General features: G+C 68.8%; 15 protein-coding genes and 1 tRNA gene. 8 read left to right on the forward strand and 8 right to left on the reverse strand.

The window, feature by feature from the left end; translation table 11 throughout:
- Positions 1 to 44 precede the first annotated feature (44 nt).
- Genes G6N64_RS14905 through G6N64_RS14915 form a run of 3 tightly spaced genes read left to right on the forward strand, consistent with a single transcriptional unit; the run spans position 45 to position 3,331 of the window.
- Positions 45 to 965: a glycosyltransferase family 4 protein gene (locus G6N64_RS14905; protein WP_246231170.1), complete on the forward strand. Its 921-nt coding sequence runs from the start codon at positions 45 to 47 to the stop codon at positions 963 to 965.
- Positions 962 to 2,650 carry an alpha-glucosidase gene (locus tag G6N64_RS14910; RefSeq protein ID WP_163797757.1) on the forward strand — a complete coding sequence of 563 codons (1,689 nt, stop codon included), beginning with the start codon at positions 962 to 964 and terminating at the stop codon, positions 2,648 to 2,650. Before G6N64_RS14905 ends, G6N64_RS14910 begins: the two co-directional genes overlap by 4 nt.
- 48 nt (positions 2,651 to 2,698) lie before the next feature.
- Positions 2,699 to 3,331 carry a GNAT family N-acetyltransferase gene (locus G6N64_RS14915; protein WP_163797758.1) on the forward strand — a complete coding sequence of 211 codons (633 nt, stop codon included), beginning with the start codon at positions 2,699 to 2,701 and terminating at the stop codon, positions 3,329 to 3,331.
- 99 nt (positions 3,332 to 3,430) lie between these two features.
- On the opposite strand, the gene mbtN is transcribed toward G6N64_RS14915, so the two are convergent.
- Genes mbtN through G6N64_RS14930 form a run of 3 tightly spaced genes read right to left on the reverse strand, consistent with a single transcriptional unit; the run spans position 3,431 to position 6,425 of the window.
- Positions 3,431 to 4,579 (reverse strand): mycobactin biosynthesis acyl-ACP dehydrogenase MbtN, encoded by a 1,149-nt coding sequence (gene mbtN / locus G6N64_RS14920; protein ID WP_163797759.1) that lies wholly within the window; start codon positions 4,577 to 4,579, stop codon positions 3,431 to 3,433.
- Complete coding sequence (gene mbtM / locus G6N64_RS14925) at positions 4,576 to 6,159, reverse strand: long-chain-fatty acid--ACP ligase MbtM (RefSeq protein ID WP_163797760.1); 1,584 nt, start codon at positions 6,157 to 6,159, stop codon at positions 4,576 to 4,578. The genes mbtN and mbtM overlap by 4 nt, the downstream gene beginning before the upstream one ends.
- Entirely contained in the window at positions 6,156 to 6,425 is a 270-nt protein-coding gene (locus tag G6N64_RS14930) for an acyl carrier protein (protein WP_163797761.1), read from the reverse strand. Before G6N64_RS14930 ends, mbtM begins: the two co-directional genes overlap by 4 nt.
- A 134-nt stretch (positions 6,426 to 6,559) precedes the next feature.
- On the opposite strand from G6N64_RS14930, the gene crcB (G6N64_RS14935) reads away from it, so the two are divergent.
- Positions 6,560 to 7,057: a fluoride efflux transporter CrcB gene (gene crcB / locus G6N64_RS14935; RefSeq protein WP_409370812.1), complete on the forward strand. Its 498-nt coding sequence runs from the start codon at positions 6,560 to 6,562 to the stop codon at positions 7,055 to 7,057.
- On the forward strand, positions 7,054 to 7,422 hold the full coding sequence (gene crcB, locus G6N64_RS14940; protein WP_163797762.1) for a fluoride efflux transporter CrcB: 369 nt from the start codon (positions 7,054 to 7,056) through the stop codon (positions 7,420 to 7,422). The genes crcB (G6N64_RS14935) and crcB (G6N64_RS14940) overlap by 4 nt, the downstream gene beginning before the upstream one ends.
- A gap of 3 nt (positions 7,423 to 7,425) precedes the next feature.
- On the opposite strand, the gene G6N64_RS14945 is transcribed toward crcB (G6N64_RS14940), so the two are convergent.
- Positions 7,426 to 8,673, reverse strand: coding sequence for a flavin monoamine oxidase family protein (locus G6N64_RS14945; protein WP_163797763.1), 1,248 nt, complete (start codon positions 8,671 to 8,673; stop codon positions 7,426 to 7,428).
- Between the two features lie 186 nt (positions 8,674 to 8,859).
- Here G6N64_RS14945 and pgm point away from each other — a divergent pair, with 186 nt between their 5' ends.
- From pgm to G6N64_RS14960, 3 genes are all read left to right on the forward strand, one after another.
- Positions 8,860 to 10,491 carry a phosphoglucomutase (alpha-D-glucose-1,6-bisphosphate-dependent) gene (gene pgm / locus G6N64_RS14950; RefSeq protein ID WP_163797764.1) on the forward strand — a complete coding sequence of 544 codons (1,632 nt, stop codon included), beginning with the start codon at positions 8,860 to 8,862 and terminating at the stop codon, positions 10,489 to 10,491.
- Complete coding sequence (locus G6N64_RS14955; RefSeq protein WP_163797765.1) at positions 10,488 to 11,753, forward strand: MFS transporter; 1,266 nt, start codon at positions 10,488 to 10,490, stop codon at positions 11,751 to 11,753. Before pgm ends, G6N64_RS14955 begins: the two co-directional genes overlap by 4 nt.
- Positions 11,754 to 11,807: 54 nt before the next feature.
- Positions 11,808 to 11,880, forward strand: a tRNA-Ala gene (locus G6N64_RS14960).
- 45 nt (positions 11,881 to 11,925) lie between these two features.
- Here G6N64_RS14960 and G6N64_RS14965 read toward each other — a convergent pair.
- The 4 genes from G6N64_RS14965 to G6N64_RS14980 form a co-directional block, all read right to left on the reverse strand.
- Positions 11,926 to 12,528: a sigma-70 family RNA polymerase sigma factor gene (locus G6N64_RS14965; protein WP_163797766.1), complete on the reverse strand. Its 603-nt coding sequence runs from the start codon at positions 12,526 to 12,528 to the stop codon at positions 11,926 to 11,928.
- A 218-nt stretch (positions 12,529 to 12,746) separates the two neighbouring features.
- Positions 12,747 to 13,949 carry an NAD(P)/FAD-dependent oxidoreductase gene (locus G6N64_RS14970; RefSeq protein ID WP_163797767.1) on the reverse strand — a complete coding sequence of 401 codons (1,203 nt, stop codon included), beginning with the start codon at positions 13,947 to 13,949 and terminating at the stop codon, positions 12,747 to 12,749.
- 311 nt (positions 13,950 to 14,260) lie between these two features.
- Positions 14,261 to 14,425: a hypothetical protein gene (locus tag G6N64_RS14975; protein ID WP_163797768.1), complete on the reverse strand. Its 165-nt coding sequence runs from the start codon at positions 14,423 to 14,425 to the stop codon at positions 14,261 to 14,263.
- Positions 14,426 to 14,832: 407 nt separating this feature from the next.
- Positions 14,833 to 15,588, reverse strand: a complete 756-nt coding sequence (locus G6N64_RS14980; protein WP_163797769.1) for an SDR family oxidoreductase — start codon at positions 15,586 to 15,588, stop codon at positions 14,833 to 14,835.
- Positions 15,589 to 15,590: the final 2 nt, after the last annotated feature.

Consider the following 15,590-nt stretch of genomic DNA (forward strand, 5'->3'; position numbering starts at 1 on the left):
ACGGGCCGTGGGAGCAGTTCGCCTCGCTGCTCACGGAGGGACTCGTGGCGGCGGGACATCACGTCACCCTGTTCGCCACCGCCGACTCGGTCACGACGGCCGAACTCCGGGCGACCTCACCGTGCGGCTGGTCCGAGGACCCGACGATCGACGCGAAGGTCGCCGAGTGTCTGCACATCGCCTCGCTGTTCGAGCGGGCAGCGGACTTCGACGTCATCCACAACGGGTTCGACTTCCTGCCCCTGACCTACGGCGACCTCGTCGCGACGCCCATGGTGACCACCATTCACGGCTTCTCCTCGGAGTGCATCGTGCCCGTCTACCAGCGCTATGACGCGACCTCGGCGTACGTGTCCATCAGCGACGCGGACCGTCACCCGAAGCTGCACTACGCCGCAACGATCCACCACGGCATCGACCTCGACGGGTTCGCCGCGCATCCCAACCCGGGCGAACACCTGCTGTACTTCGGGCGGATCCACCCCGACAAGGGCACCGCGCACGCGATCGAGGTGGCCCGACGATGCGGCCGCCGTCTCGACATCGCGGGAATCATCCAGGACGAGGACTACTTTCGCGCCGAGGTCGAACCGCATGTCGACGGCGATCGGGTGCGCTACCTCGGCTCGGTCGACGCCGCGGGCCGCGCCGAGGTGCTGGGCGGGGCCTGGGCGCTGCTCCACCTGATCGACTTCGACGAGCCGTTCGGCTACAGCGTCGTCGAGGCGATGGCCTGCGGGACGCCGGTGATCGCCTACGCGCGCGGGTCGATGCCCGAACTCGTCACCGACCGGGTCACCGGGTTCCTCGTGAACGACGTCGACGGGGCGGTGTCGGCGGTCGGTGACGTGGGCCGACTCGACCGCCGCGCCATTGCCGACCATGCGGCCGAGCGATTCGCCGTGGGCACCATGGTCGATCGCTATGTCACCGTGTATCGCAACGTGATCAGGAGTCGAATGTGACCGACCAGTGGTGGAAGACCGCCGTCGTCTACCAGATCTACCCGCGCAGCTTCGCGGACTCCGACGGTGACGGCATCGGCGACCTGGGCGGCATCACCGCACGCTTGGACCATCTGCGGGAGCTGGGCGTCGACGTGATCTGGCTGTCGCCGATCTACCGCTCACCGCAGGTCGACAACGGTTACGACATCAGCGATTACCGCGAGGTCGACCCCATGTTCGGCACCCTCGCCCAGTTCGACGACCTCCTCGCCGAGGTACACCGGCTGGGGATGAAGCTGATCATGGACCTGGTGGTCAACCACACGTCCGACGAGCACCCGTGGTTCGTCGAATCGCGGTCGTCCCGGGAGTCCGCCACGCGCGACTGGTACTTCTGGCGCGACGCCAGGGACGGTGCAGAACCGAACAACTGGGCCTCGCTGTTCTCCGGCTCGGCCTGGGCCTGGGACGAGGCCACCGGTCAGTACTACCTGCATCTCTTCGACCCCAAGCAGCCGGATCTGAACTGGGAGAACCCCGAGGTCCGAGAAGCCGTGCACGACATGATGTCCTGGTGGCTCGGCCGTGGCGTCGACGGCTTCCGCATGGACGTCGTCAACTTCATCTCCAAGCGCGACGGACTGCCCGATACGACGCCGGTGCCCGGGAAGCGGTTCGTGGGCGCCCTGGATCAGTTCGCCGACGGGCCGCACGTACACGAGTACCTCGCCGAGATGACCGCGACGGTGTTCGGCGGACGCGACGGTGAGTACGTCACGGTGGGCGAGATGCCCGGCGTCACCACCGATCAGGCCCGGCTCTACACCGATCCCGCACGGGCCGAACTGAATATGGTCTTCCAGTTCGAGCACATGTCCGTCGACCAGGATCCCGCAGACAAGTACGTCGACGCGGGGCTGAACCTGGTGGTGTTGAAGCGGTCGCTGCACCGGTGGCAGGCGGCGCTGGCCGACGTCGGGTGGAACAGCCTGTACTGGAACAACCACGACCAGCCGCGCGTGGTGTCCCGATTCGGCGACGACGACCCGGAGTACTGGGCGGCGTCGGCCAAGGCGCTCGGCACGGTGCTGCACGGCATGCGCGGCACCCCGTTCGTCTACCAGGGCGAGGAACTGGGGATGACGAACTACCCGTTCGCCTCCGACCGAGACTTCGTCGACCTCGAGGCACGGAACTACTACCGGACCGTCACCGACGACGGTGGCGACGGGGCGGCGGCGCTGACGGGTCTGGCGAGGTTCGGCCGCGACAACGCACGCACGCCCATGCAGTGGGATGCCGGACCGAACGCCGGCTTCACCGCCGGCACCCCCTGGCTACCGGTGAACCCCAACCACGACTGGCTGAACGCCGCCGCGCAGGTCGGGAGTCCGGATTCGGTGTTCGCCCACTACCGGTCGCTGATCGCGCTGCGGCACGAGCTGCCGGCGCTCGTCGACGGCGACTTCACGCCGATGCTGGAGGACGATCCGCACGTCTGGGCGTACGTCCGCGCCACCGCCGACGATGCGCTGCTGGTGATCGCGAACTGCGGACGCGAGCCCCGGACGGTGGACGTCGGCGCGGAGTGGGTGGGCGCCCGCCTGGTGCTGGGCAACGGAGCCGGCGCGACCGACGCGCTGGAGTCGGCGACGCTGGAACTCGGGGCGTGGGACGCCCTGATGTTCCTTCGGGCGACCTGAAGGTAGGGCAAGCTACCCTTACCTGGTCCGGTAGGCTCCGACGTCGAGATGACCGATATCGATGACGCCGTCCCCGTCCTCCCGCGTGAGCTGACGTCGGTGAGCGACGAGGTGCGTGCGGTCCCCGCGCCGAGGACGCCGGTGCTGGCCGAGCCGTACTCGTTCCGGCCCGCCGATCCGGTTGCCGACGCCGAACTCATCTCGGAGTGGATGAACCGCCCGCACCTGGCCGAGGCGTGGGAGTACGACAACCCGCCGGGGTGGTGGCGCAACTTCCTGCGCGCGCAACTCGCCGGCGAGTACTCGCGTCCGTTCGTCGGAAGCTTCAAGGGCCGGCAGATCGCCTACCTCGAGGTGTATCGCGCCGCCAAGGACTCCATCGCGCCGCGCTACGACAGCGATCCGCACGACCTTGGCGTGCACGCCGCTATCGCCGACGTGGCGTTCGTCAACAAGGGCTTCGCGCCGATCCTGCTGCCGCGGGTCATGGCGAGCCTGTTCGACCTCGAACCCCGTTGTCGCCGCATCATGTTCGACCCCGACCACCGCAACGCCGGCGCCCGCGCGGTCTGCGAGTGGGCCGGGTGCACGTTCCTCGGCGAGCACGACATGGCCAACCGCCGGATGGCGCTCTACGCGCTGCCCCGCACTCCGGAGGACGCGCCGAAGCCCCTCGGCTGAGTTCTTTCCGCGAGCAGACGTCAACTCCCCTGATCTGCGGCAAGTGAGGGGATTTCACTGGAGCCACGAAGTGGACTGCTCGGCGAGGAACGTGGGGGATTACGGGAGCTGCTCGAACTCCGCGTAGCCGTCGTAGTCGGGCTTCATCGCCGCGGCCACCAACTCCCACAGCACCTCGTCGGTGCCGCCGCCGACGCGGGCCAACTTCATGTCGCGCCACCACCGTCCGAGTGGCGTCTCGTCCACCAGGTAGCCCGACCCGCCGAAGATGTGCATGCACTCGTTGACCACCTCCTCGCCGAGGCGTGCGGCGCTGACCTTCATCGCGGCGGCGGTGCGCAGGTCGAGCTTCCCGGTCGCGGCGACGCCGTCCAGGGCGTAGCGCAGCATGTCCACCCGGGCCTGCAGGTCTGCCATGCGCAATCGGAGCGCCTGGTGCTCGTAGAGCGTGTGACCGAATTGGCGACGGGTCATCATGCGCGCCAGGGTGATCCCGAGGACGCGCTGAGCCGACGACGAGACCAGGCCGGCAACCGACATCCGTTCCTGCGCCAGGCCCCAGGAGATCGCCGCCAGGCCGATCCCGGCGCGAGCGACCAGTGCGTCGGCGGGTACCCAGGTGTCGATGTGCACGGCAGCGGTGTCGAGCGGTCCGGCACCGACCTTGCGGTAGGGCGTCTGGACCTCGCACTGCGCCAACGGGACGGCGATGACGACGACGCTGCCGTGCTTGCTGTTCGGGTCGTGGTCGACGCTGCGGGCCACGGCCATGACGTAGTCGGCGACGGGGGACAGCGACACGTACTTCTTGATGCCGGTCACATGGAAGCCGTCGCCCTCGGTGCGGACCTCCGTGCCGACGATCTGCAGATCGGACCCGCCGGACTGTTCGGAGGCCCCGATGCACAGCACGGCCTCGCCGCGGATGGCCCGTTCGGCGATGTCCCTGAGGTAGTCGGACTTGCCGAAGCGGCGCAGGATCGCGATCGCCGAGTCGTGCAGGCCCACGCCGACTCCGATGCCCGCCGATCCGAGGTGGCCGAGCTTGCGGGCCAGGGCGATCACCTTGGCCACGTCGGAGTTCTGCCGGCCCTCTGGCCACTTGGCCGCGAATACCCCACTGCTGCCAAGGTATTCGATCAGTTCGCGGGGGAAGTGTTCGGTCTCCTCGGCGTGCGCGGTCCACTTGACGACGCGGTCGTCGAAGACGCGGTCGAGCAGCTCGGTGTAGCCCTCGGTGGTCGTCATCGTCGAATTTCCTCCAAGTTTCGCTTGACCTCGAGGCGGCGAAGCTTGCCCGAGGACGTGCGCGGAAGCGTGCCGGGCTCGAGGAACACGACGTCGGCCGGGACCACGCCGCACTCGGATGCGATCAGCGCCACCACCTCGCTGCGGGCCGAGGGCTGGTCGGTGCCCTTGAACTCCGCGGCGATCAGCAGGCCGGGACGCGCCGTCGACTCGCCGGTTCCGATCGCGACGACCGCACCCTCGCGGACGCCGTCGACCCGGGCGGCGATGCGTTCGATCTCGGTGGGGAAGACGTTGCGGCCCGCGACGGTGATGAGTTCCTTGGCGCGGCCGCACACGACGAGGCGGCCGTCGACGAGATAGCCGACGTCGCCGGTGGGCAGCCACGCGGTCGGATCGACGGGGGCCTCGCCGACGTAGCCGGTCATCAACGACGTGCCGCGCACCTCGACGTCGCCGACCTCGCGGCCCAGCACCTCGGTATCGCGTGCGGAGTCGAGGTCGATGCGCACCTCCATGCCGGGGATCGCGTCGCCCAGGACGGCGAACCGGCGCGTCGCCTCGCCGCCGTCGGCCCGGACGGCCGGCTCGTCGACGTCGAGACCCGAGAACGGCCTGGGAACCGTAACGGCACAGGTAGATTCGGCGAGACCGTAGGAGGCCGCCAGTGCCTTCGGATCGAAGCCGAAGCGCGCCATCTCGGTGGCGAAGCGCCGGGTGCCGTCGCAGTCGACGGGTTCGCCACCGTTGAGGGCGAACCCGACGTGGCTCAGGTCGACGTCGTCGCCGACGATCTTGGCGTACTTGCCGATCACGTTGTAGGCCATGTTGGGCGCCGCGGTCATGGTGGCGCGGCTCTCGGTGAGCCAGGTCAGCCACCCGAACGGGTTGCCCGCGAATGCCGCGGTAGGCGCCTGCCAGAGTTCCGCTCCGGCAAGGGCGCTCGTCAGCACGAAGGCCAGCCCCATGTCGTGGTAGATCGGCAGCCAGCTGTGCGCGCGGCTGCGATGGTCGACGTCGACGTGCCGCATCAGGCCGCCGTAGTTCGCCAGCGCGGCGGCGGGAGAGATGCGGGCGGCCTTCGGCGTGCCGGTCGAGCCGGCCGTGCCCTGCAGGATGGCGACGTCTCCGCTGTCGGCGCCGCGGAAGGTCGTGGAGCGCCGGTCGTGGGCGACGCGTGCGACGTCGTGGACCACGATCGCCTCGTCGCGGTCACGCAGGAGGTCGAGTTGCGGACCGTGGCTGAACACCGTGGTCACCCCGAGCGCTCGGAACCGGGCGATGGTGTTGCGCGCCCACGCATCGGCGTCGGCGCCGCGAACGGGGCTCGGCAGGATCGACAGGGCGCTGCCCGCGAAGAACGTCCCGGGGATCGCGGCGAGGAACTCGACGTTCGGTTCGCCGACGAGACCGACGGCACCTGCTCCGTCGTCGGCGATGCGGTCGGCGACGTTCTCGGCGCGCGAGTGCACCTCGGCCCATGGATGGCGCTGCCACGCGTGGGTATCGGTGTCCAGTACCGCCAAGGCGTTCGGTGACGCCGTCATCGCCTCCGACAGAGCGGATGCGAGGACGTTCACGGGTTGCTGGGCGCCGCGGGCACCTTGGCGAGGATCGCGTCCTCGAGTTCACCCACGGTGTCGCAGCTGAGCAGATCCTCCTCGGTGAGGGCGACGCCGATCTTGTCCTCGATGGCGACCATGCCCACGGCGAACGCCACGGAATCGAGACCGACGTCGTCGATGAGGCGGGATTCCCGGGTGACGCGGCTGACGTCCACGTTCATGTCCTCGCGCAGGATCTCGCTGAGGGCGGCGCTGACCGACGCCGAGTGTGACCTCTCCATGGCCGGGGACAGTACACCGCCGAGTTAAGTGAGGCTAGGCTTACAAATGGCTGTCCCGGGCCGTTCGGAACCGGCCTCGGACACGGCGGTAAAGTCCTCGCGACGTGGTGACGGAACCCGCCCGAGACGAGGTGATCGTGAGCGGTGAGCCGGGGGACCAGCCGGATCCCGTCGACACGCACGCCGAACTCCCGTCCGACCCCGACGTCGCCGTCAGGCCGCCGCTGCATCTCCGGCCGTCGGCGTGGGCACTGGTGTTCTCCGGTGGCGTGGTCGGCACCGCGCTGCGGTACCTCGTCGAGGGGCTGCTGCCGCACGATGCGGCGGGATGGCCGTGGGCGACGTTCCTGATCAACCTCTGCGGCGCGTTCGTCCTTGGCGCACTCCTCGAGGGACTGGCACGGCTCGGCGACGACTCGGGCCGGCGGCAGCGCACGCGACTGATCGCGGGTACCGGGTTCTGCGGCGCGTTCACCACCTACAGCACCTTCGCCCTCGAGGTGGTGCTGCTCGGCCGCAACGGGCACGCCGGCATCGCGATCGGCTACGGCGTCGGCAGCGTCGTGGGCGGCGTCCTCGCCGCGTGGTGCGGAATCGTCCTCGCCGCGAGCGTTCGGGAGCGGACGGCGTGATCGCCCTGCTGACCTTCCTCGCCGGAGCCGTCGGTGCCGTGACCCGCTTCGGCCTCGACTCCGCGGTCAAGCGACGGTGGCAGTCACCGTTCCCGTGGGCCACGGTGGCCATCAACGTCTCCGGGTCGCTACTGCTCGGTGTCCTCGCAGGCATCGTGCTGTTCGACGGCGGGTCCCCGGTGTGGCAGACGGTGATCGGCACCGGATTCTGCGGTGGCTACACCACTTTCAGCACCGCGAGCTTCGAGACGGTCCGGCTGGTGCAGCAGGGTCGACGGCTGATGGCGTTGGTCAACGCGACGGTGTCGTTGCTGCTGGCAGTCGCGGCGTGCGCGGCAGGCCTCGCACTGGCGTGGGCGCTCTGAGCGTCACTTGCCGGCGCGCAGCAGGGCCTCGGCGGTGCGTCGGCCACTGACGAGCGCACCCTGGATGGACGCGGTGTCGCGGTGGTCGCCGCAGACCCAGCGGCCGTCCGGAAGGCGCACCGGCCGGCGCGCCGCCAGGGGCGGAGGCTGGGCGGGTAGAGCGCCCGGAATCACGTGACGGGTCAGCCGCTCCCACCGCTTGGCGTCGGTGCCGAGGATGTCGCCCGCATGACGGCGGACCACCGCCTCGTCGGGTTCGACGCCGTCCGCGCCGACGAGCGCTGAGGCGGCGATCAGGTGCCGCCCCGCCGGCGCATAGGTCGGCGCCGCCGCACTGATGACCGAGGTGTTCAGCACCGGCCCAGTCGGATGGGTGCGGCCGTCGACCCACAGCATCGGCGGGTCGGTCGGCGCCTCGTCGGCGGCCCACCAGTCGGTCACCACCGAGCGCATGCGCGGCTCGGGCAGCCCGGCCAGACCAGCGGCGGTCACCGGATCGGCGGCGATGACGACGTGCCGGGCCCGGATGGACCCGCCCGGGCTCTCGACCCGCCACTCGCCGCCGTCGCGCGACATCCCGACGACGTTGTGCTGCATGTCGATTCGCGCCTCGATCGGCTCGGCCAGCAGCCGGGGCAGGGCGTGCATGCCGCCGGCCGGGAGCGCGGGGACGCCGAAGACGAACATGCGCAGCAGCAACAGCACGAACGCATTCGAGGTCTCGCCGGAGTCCTCGAGGAGCACGCCCGCCAGGAAGCGGTCGATCACCCGGCGCAACTCGCCCCGCACGCCCGCCGCGTCCAGCGCATCGCGCATCGAGGTGTCGTTCGACGCGGCCTTGAGCGCTCTGGGCCGGAGAGCGGGCGTCGCCCACCGCGCGACCGACACGAGGTTGCGGGGCCCGAGACCGCCGCGAGCCAGCATCGCCGGCACCCGTGCGGGGGAGCGCAACGGGTGCACCCACACCGTCGACCCGCGGTCGCGGCGGACGGCCACCCCGGGCCCGAAGCCCTGCAGTCGCAGCGCGTCGACGTCGACGGCGCGGGGCAGTTCCGGGTAGGCGGGATTGAGTACCTGGAACCCATGGTCGCAGCGGAACCCGTCGACGAGGTCCGTGCGGACCCTGCCACCGACGTCGTCCGCCGCTTCCCACACCCGGACGTCGCTGCCGGCCGCCGCCAGCACGGCCGCGCATCGCAGGCCGGCCAGGCCGGCGCCGATCACCAGGACGTCGACGTCGTCAACACTCATTGCAGCCCATGGCTTCTGACCGCCCTCATCCGTTCGCGTCCCCGTCGATCGGGACGGCTACCCGACACGCTACCAACGGCGGCGTCGCCGCCCGTCGGATGATTGCGCGGCGCCCAGCGGTGATCGCTCGGCGAATTCTCGGCGACCGGGCAGTGCGGGTGGCCGAAGCAGAGCAGAATCGACGTCATGGCCAACCCACGCGCCGGGCAACCGGCTCAACCAGACGACCTCATCGACGTGGCTCAGGTGGTGACCGCCTACTACACGCTGGTGCCCGACCCCGAGGACGTGGATCAGCAGGTGGCCTTCGGGACGTCCGGACACCGCGGGTCGAGCCTCGACACGGCGTTCAACGAGTCGCACATCCTGGCGACCACGCAGGCGATCGTCGAGTACCGCGCGTCGCAGGGCACCACGGGACCGCTGTTCATCGGCCGGGACACCCATGCACTGTCGGAGCCGGCGTGGGCGTCGGCGCTCGAGGTGCTGGCCGCCAACGACGTCGTCGCGATGATCGACGCCGCCGACCGCTACACGCCCACCCCGGCCGTCAGTCACGCGATCCTGACCTTCAACAGGGGGCGGGACAGCGACCTGGCCGACGGGATCGTCGTCACGCCGTCGCACAACCCGCCGCGCGACGGCGGGTTCAAGTACAACCCGCCCAACGGCGGCCCGGCCGACACCGACGCCACCGGGGTGATCGCCAAGCGCGCCAACGAGATCCTGCGCGGCGGACTCGCGGACGTGAAGCGCATCCCGCTGACGCGTGCGCTGAACTCCGCCGAGCGTCACGACTACATGAACGCCTACGTCGCCGACCTCCCGAACGTCGTCGACATCCACGCGATCCGCGCCGAAGGCGTCCGCATCGGCGCCGACCCGCTCGGCGGCGCCAGCGTCGACTACTGGCAGGCCATCGCCGAGACCCACCAGCTCGACCTGACCGTGGTGAACCCGCTCGTCGACGCGACGTGGCGGTTCATGACCCTCGACACCGACGGCAAGATCCGGATGGACTGCAGTTCGCCCAATGCGATGGCGTCGCTCATCCACAAGATCGGCGACTACCAGATCGCCACCGGCAACGACGCCGACTCCGACCGGCACGGCATCGTCACCCCCGACAGCGGGCTGATGAACCCCAACCACTACCTCGCCGTCGCGATCGACTACCTGTACTCGAACCGTCCCGGCTGGCCCGGGTCGACGGCCGTCGGCAAGACCGCCGTGAGCAGCTCGATCATCGACCGGGTGGTGGCCGGCCTCGGCCGCAAGCTGGTCGAGGTGCCGGTCGGGTTCAAGTGGTTCGTCGACGGGTTGATCGGCGGCACCATCGGTTTCGGCGGTGAGGAGAGCGCCGGGGCATCGTTCCTGCGTACCGACGGATCGGTGTGGACCACCGACAAGGACGGCATCATCCTGGCGCTGCTGGCCTCGGAGATCCTCGCGAAGACCGGGTCGACGCCGTCGCAGCGGTACGCCGAGCTGGCCGAGAAGTACGGTGCGCCGACCTACGCCCGCGTCGACGCGCCCGCGAACCGCGAGCAGAAGGCACGGCTGGCCAAGCTGTCGGCCGAGCAGGTGAGTGCCACCGAGCTGGCCGGCGAGCAGATCACGGCCAAGCTGACCACCGCGCCCGGCAACGGTGCGCCGCTGGGCGGGTTGAAGGTGACGACGGAGAACGCGTGGTTCGCGGCGCGGCCGTCGGGCACCGAGGACGTCTACAAGATCTACGCCGAGTCGTTCAAGGGTCCCGAGCATCTGGCGGAGGTGCAGGAGGCCGCTCGCGAGGTGGTGAATACAGTCATAGCGTGAGTTCTGACGCGGAGGCCGACTGTCCCGCGCCCCTAAAGGAGAAGCTGCCCAGCGAAATCTGGGTGTTGATCTTCTGCAACGTGGTCGTCGCCCTCGGCTACGGCGTGGTGGCGCCCGTGCTGCCGCAGTACGCGCGCAACTTCGGCGTCAGCATCAGCGCCGCCACGTTCGTGATCACCGCATTCGCGCTGATGCGGCTGGTGGGCGCGCCGCCCGCGGGCATCCTGGTGCAGCGGTTCGGCGAGCGCCGGGTGTATGTCAGCGGGCTGCTGATCGTGGCGCTGTCGACCGGTGCGTGCGCGTTCGCGCAGACCTACTGGCAGCTGCTGCTGTTCCGTTCGCTCGGTGGACTGGGCTCGGCGATGTTCACCGTCTCGTCCCTCGGGCTGATGATCAGGATCTCCCCGCCCGGCGCCCGCGGTCGGGTGTCCGGCATGTTCACCTCAGCGTTCCTCGTCGGGTCGGTACTGGGGCCGGTGCTGGGCAGCCTCACCGCCGGACTGGGCCTGTCGATGCCGTTCGTGATCTATGGCGTCGCGCTGCTGATCGCGGCGGGCGTCGTGCTGATCATGCTGCGCACCTCGTCCCTGGCGACCCCGGGCGAGCTGACCGAGACGGCGCTGAGCGTGGGGGCAGCGCTGCGCAACCGCGCCTACCGGGCGGCGTTGGCCTCGAACTTCGCCACCGGCTGGTCGGCGTTCGGGCTGCGGGTCGCCCTCGTGCCCCTGTTCGTCGTGGAGGTGCTGCATCGCGGTGCCGGCGTCGCCGGGCTGGCGCTGGCGACGTTCGCGGTGGGCAACGTGTCCGTGGTGATCATCAGCGGGTGGCTGTCCGACCGGGTGGGTCGGCGGATACCGCTGCTGATCGGGCTGCCCGTGGCCGCGGCGACGACCGTCCTGGTCGGGTACACCGCGTCGCTGCCGCTGTTCCTGGCTGCCGCGTTCGTGACGGGTGCGGCGACCGGGATCTTCATCGCGCCGCAGCAGGCGGCCGTCGCGGACATCGTCGGCAGCAAGGCACGCGGTGGCACGGCCGTGGCGACGTTCCAGATGACGTCGGACTTCGGCGCCATCCTTGGCTCGCTCGCCGTCGGCCAGATCGCCCAGCACCTCTCCTACGGGGCGGCCTTCGCGTTCAGTGGCGCCATCCTGCTCGTGGCCGCCGTGTTCTGGGTGTTCGCACCCGAAACGCGCCCACGGCCCGGTGCGGAGCACACCGAGGCCCGCCCGCTGGGCCCGGACGCCGGCGGAGAGGTGCCCTGACCAGTGCTTTTGAGCCTCAGGCGGCCGGTGGTGTAACTTCGACAGGCACGACGAGGGGCTATGGCGCAGTTGGTAGCGCACCACACTGGCAGTGTGGGGGTCAGGGGTTCGAATCCCCTTAGCTCCACTCTTGAATGATTGGCGACCCGCCGTCGGCGGATCCGCTCTCGGATCACGCGGCGGGGTGTGTCACTCGCGAAGAGGCACGTTCCCGTCCTCGATCGACGAGCAGGCGCCGCAGGGTGCGTCGCCCCCGATACAGTCGCGACATCACGGTTCCGACCGGGACATCGAGGAGCGCCGCGACTTCCGCGTACCGAAACCCTTCGACGTCGACGTAGAAGATCGCCAGGCGTTGCCCTTCGGGCAGCGCACCGAGTGCGGCCCTGACGTCATCGTCGCCGAGCGCCTCGAGGGCCACCACTTCGGCAGATGCCGTCGTGACGGACGATTGCCGCCCCGCCGGGTTCGACTCCAGGCCGGTGAGCGGCTCGGTGAGCACCTCCACGGGCCGCCGCTGCATACTGCGGTACCGGTTGATCCACGTCGTGGTCATGATGCGCAGCAGCCAAGCTCTGATGTTCGTGCCAGGGGAGTACTGCCCAAAGCTGCGATAGGCCTTCATCATCGTCTCCTGGACGAGATCCTCTGCGTCAGCATGATTGCGGGTGCACCGCCACGCGACCCGATGCAGCTGCTCCAGCATCGGTAAGGCCTCTTCCACGAACCTGTCCCGTTGATCGTCGGAGCTGTCGACTCCAAGGGTGAGGGTCATGGCGTGTCTCCTTTGACTAGCGTCCAATTGCGTTTTGCAACTGCATGTTCGACGATTCCGAGAGCGCTCGCGTGATGTGCTGGATGGCAATGGTGGTAGGCGTCACGTCGCGCCCGTCATCACGACGAAAGCCGCCGCAGCAGGTGGGTTTCCTGCGTACGGCGGCTTCCGTCGAGTCGTCCGAATGGTTCCGGTTCGGGTGCGTTCCCGATCGCGGGTCAGTCCATGGACCAGGTGAAGTGGTAGTGGGCTTGCTCGAAGATGGTCTCCCCGTCATCGACCGGCGGGTAGATCCACTCGGTGTTGATCCGGTGCTTCAGAGCCTTCGCATCGCTGCCGGTCGCCTGGATCTTCCGATCCCAGCCGGTGGTGAGTACGGCCCCTGCCGGACCGAGATCCAGGCACGTCACATACGAATTCGGCGCGAAGGCAACCGGTTCGAGGCCCAACAGGTCGGCTGCGACGTTGTGGCCTGCGAACTTACCCGACGGGGTCGCGTACTGGCAGCTCTGCATGGCGAAGTGCCCATCCTCGACGAGCGCTGCCGCCGTGTCGCCTGCCGCGTAGACGTTGGGAGCCGTCGGGACACGCAGGTTCTCGTCGACGAACAGTCGCCCGATCGCATCTCGCTCACCCGGAATCATCTGAGTGAGGGGGCTGGCGAGCATTCCCACGGTCCACACCGTCGTGGACGCCGGGATGACCTCGCCGTCGGCGAGACGAACCTGTGCGCCCGTGACCTCGCTGACCGTAGCCCCGAGCCGAACCTCGATGCCCAACTCGTCCAAGGCCGAAGTGATGTACGGACGAGGTCCGGCCCCGAGCTGCGGACCGACCTCATCAGCCCGATCAACGAGGACAACCCGTGCACGCGCGTTCTTCGTGTCCGCCAACTCCCGCAGTCGTCCCATCAGCTCGGTGGCCACCTCGAGGCCGGTGAAACCCGCGCCGATGACGACAGCGTTGAAGGTTCCTTCATCAGTGGGCTGCTCAGGCAGCGCCCGAACGTGCTGTTCGAGTGCGTCGGCGGCCTCGATGGTGTCGACGTCGAAGAGGTATTCCCGTCCGGGCAGATCCGGAGTCATCACCTGGCTGCCGGCGGCAAGCACCAGTCGGTCGTATCGCAGGACTGTGGGTTCCCCGTCAACTTCGGCTATGACTTCGTTTGTCTCGGTGTCGATTCCGGTGACTCTTGCACGAATCCTCTCCACACCGATCGGCTTGAGCACGCGATCGAGTGATACCGACATCTGGCCTGGATCGCGCTCGTACAGGCGCGGTCGAATCACGAGATCGTCGCTGTCGCTCACGAGGGTGACCTGTGGGCGGTGTCCGTCAGTCCCGCTGTCACGTGCCACGCGCGCGGCTGCCGCGGCGCTCCACACTCCTGCGAATCCTCCGCCAATGACCAGAATGTTCATGATGATCCTCTGTCTCCTTTGTTGTTTGGAACGACGACGACGCCTCCGGGGAACTGCGAAGACCCAAGAGCATCGCCAGAATCGAGGTGATGTCACCACGCTGAGCACGGGCCGGGTGGAAAGACCCCGACACCCGCCAGCGGCCACTACGAGAGCACCTCGGGGGCCGTCGGCACGGTCAAGAGGGCGCGAAGCAGTGATCGGTTCATCCCAATGTGACGACATAGCTCGTCTTTTCGTGAGGCGCAGTGACCGCTGCCACATCCGCTGGAATGCGGTCGTCTTCGCGGCCTGGCGTGGTTCCGGATGCCTCAGTCGAGTTTGTTGGGGTACTTCATGACGCGTGCGACGGCCAGGGCGGCGTCGGCGCCGTAGCGGTCCTGGATGTCGGCGAGTGCGAGATCGAGCGCCTGGGCCGGTTTATCCGACCTCGCCGCATCCACGACTACACGCAGGCGCCGATCGGCGGACGTCATGTCCGGCAAGAAGGTGATTCACCGACTTGATCGCACCGGAAGGTCATCGGTAGCTACGGCGAAGGCTCGTGTGAGACCGGATTGCGAATAGGCCTCGGCGGTGAGCGCGAGGGCGATCTCATCGCTCGACGACCGAACCCGGCGCGGCCTGCGTGCTGGACGACGTCGAAGTCGTGGGGGCAGGCGGGTCGTGCTGATGAGACGGACCACAGGCAGTGGCCATCAGGCTGGTCAGGCCGAGGACCAGTAGATTCCTGGTGCAGCGCATCGTCATCCGACTCCCTCCGTCGTTTCGTCGTCGGTCGCACCCATCCAGGCCGACAACCTTCGTGACGAATCAGAGGGAGCAATTGTGAGGTGGGTTCAGCGGTGACCGGCGCGTCCTGAGGGGCGGGAGCGACCAGCCGTCATAGTCGATCGTGGTCGTCGCTGACAAGCCATTCGTCGAAACCGATGCGGCCGCGTAAGGCGCCCTCGTCGCCGCGAAGTATTCCCGAAGCTGATCCCCGCCAATACTTCCCAGGAAGGGACAGCTCAACAACCCGCCGTCTGGATCCGTCGAACGCCAGCATCCGCCGGACGAGCTGGGCGAGGCTCTCGTCATCGGGACCCGCGAGGTCGGTGGTGCGTCCGAGCGGCGCGCCTTCAGCGATCTCGACGAGTCGCCTGCCGACTTCGCGGGCTGCAACTGGTCGCACGAGAATCTTGGGTACGGCCACGAGGGGCCCGAGAGAGCCGCGGCGGATGACCTGTTCGGCGAACTCGTGGAATTGCGTGGCTCGCAACAACGACCACGGGACGAGCCCTGCACCGACGGCGCGCTCCTGGGCCAGTTTGCCGGCGTAGTAACCGACGTTCAGGGTGTCGATCCCGACGATCGACAAGGCGACGTGATGGGTGACGCCTGCCTCGCGCTCAGCGTGGCTCAGGTTCGCGGTCACGGCAGTGAAGAAGGTGGTTGACGTGGCGGCGCTCGTGGTCTCCGTGCTGGTGACATCCACGACGGCGTCTGCCCCGGCCATGGCGTGTACGAGCCCGGCGCCGTTCACGATGTCCTGGCCCGACGATCGCGACAGCGCCACGACCTCGTGGCCGCGGTACCTGGCCGCGCTGACGACATGACGACCCACGGTCCCGGTTGCCCCGGCAATGACCAGTCGCATCG

This window comes from Mycolicibacterium sediminis (assembly GCF_010731735.1).
Classification (GTDB): Bacteria; Actinomycetota; Actinomycetes; order Mycobacteriales; family Mycobacteriaceae; genus Mycobacterium; species Mycobacterium sediminis.

Coding starts and splice junctions, on each gene's coding strand:
- G6N64_RS14915 (WP_163797758.1), top strand. CDS start 2,699: ATGACCGATATCGATGACGCCGTCCCCGTCCTCCCGCGTGAGCTGACG.
- mbtN (WP_163797759.1), bottom strand. CDS start 4,579: ATGACGACCACCGAGGGCTACACCGAGCTGCTCGACCGCGTCTTCGAC.
- G6N64_RS14930 (WP_163797761.1), bottom strand. CDS start 6,425: ATGGAGAGGTCACACTCGGCGTCGGTCAGCGCCGCCCTCAGCGAGATC.
- G6N64_RS14945 (WP_163797763.1), bottom strand. CDS start 8,673: ATGAGTGTTGACGACGTCGACGTCCTGGTGATCGGCGCCGGCCTGGCC.
- pgm (WP_163797764.1), top strand. CDS start 8,860: ATGGCCAACCCACGCGCCGGGCAACCGGCTCAACCAGACGACCTCATC.
- G6N64_RS14965 (WP_163797766.1), bottom strand. CDS start 12,528: ATGACCCTCACCCTTGGAGTCGACAGCTCCGACGATCAACGGGACAGG.
- G6N64_RS14970 (WP_163797767.1), bottom strand. CDS start 13,949: ATGAACATTCTGGTCATTGGCGGAGGATTCGCAGGAGTGTGGAGCGCC.
- G6N64_RS14975 (WP_163797768.1), bottom strand. CDS start 14,425: ATGACGTCCGCCGATCGGCGCCTGCGTGTAGTCGTGGATGCGGCGAGG.
- G6N64_RS14980 (WP_163797769.1), bottom strand. CDS start 15,588: ATGCGACTGGTCATTGCCGGGGCAACCGGGACCGTGGGTCGTCATGTC.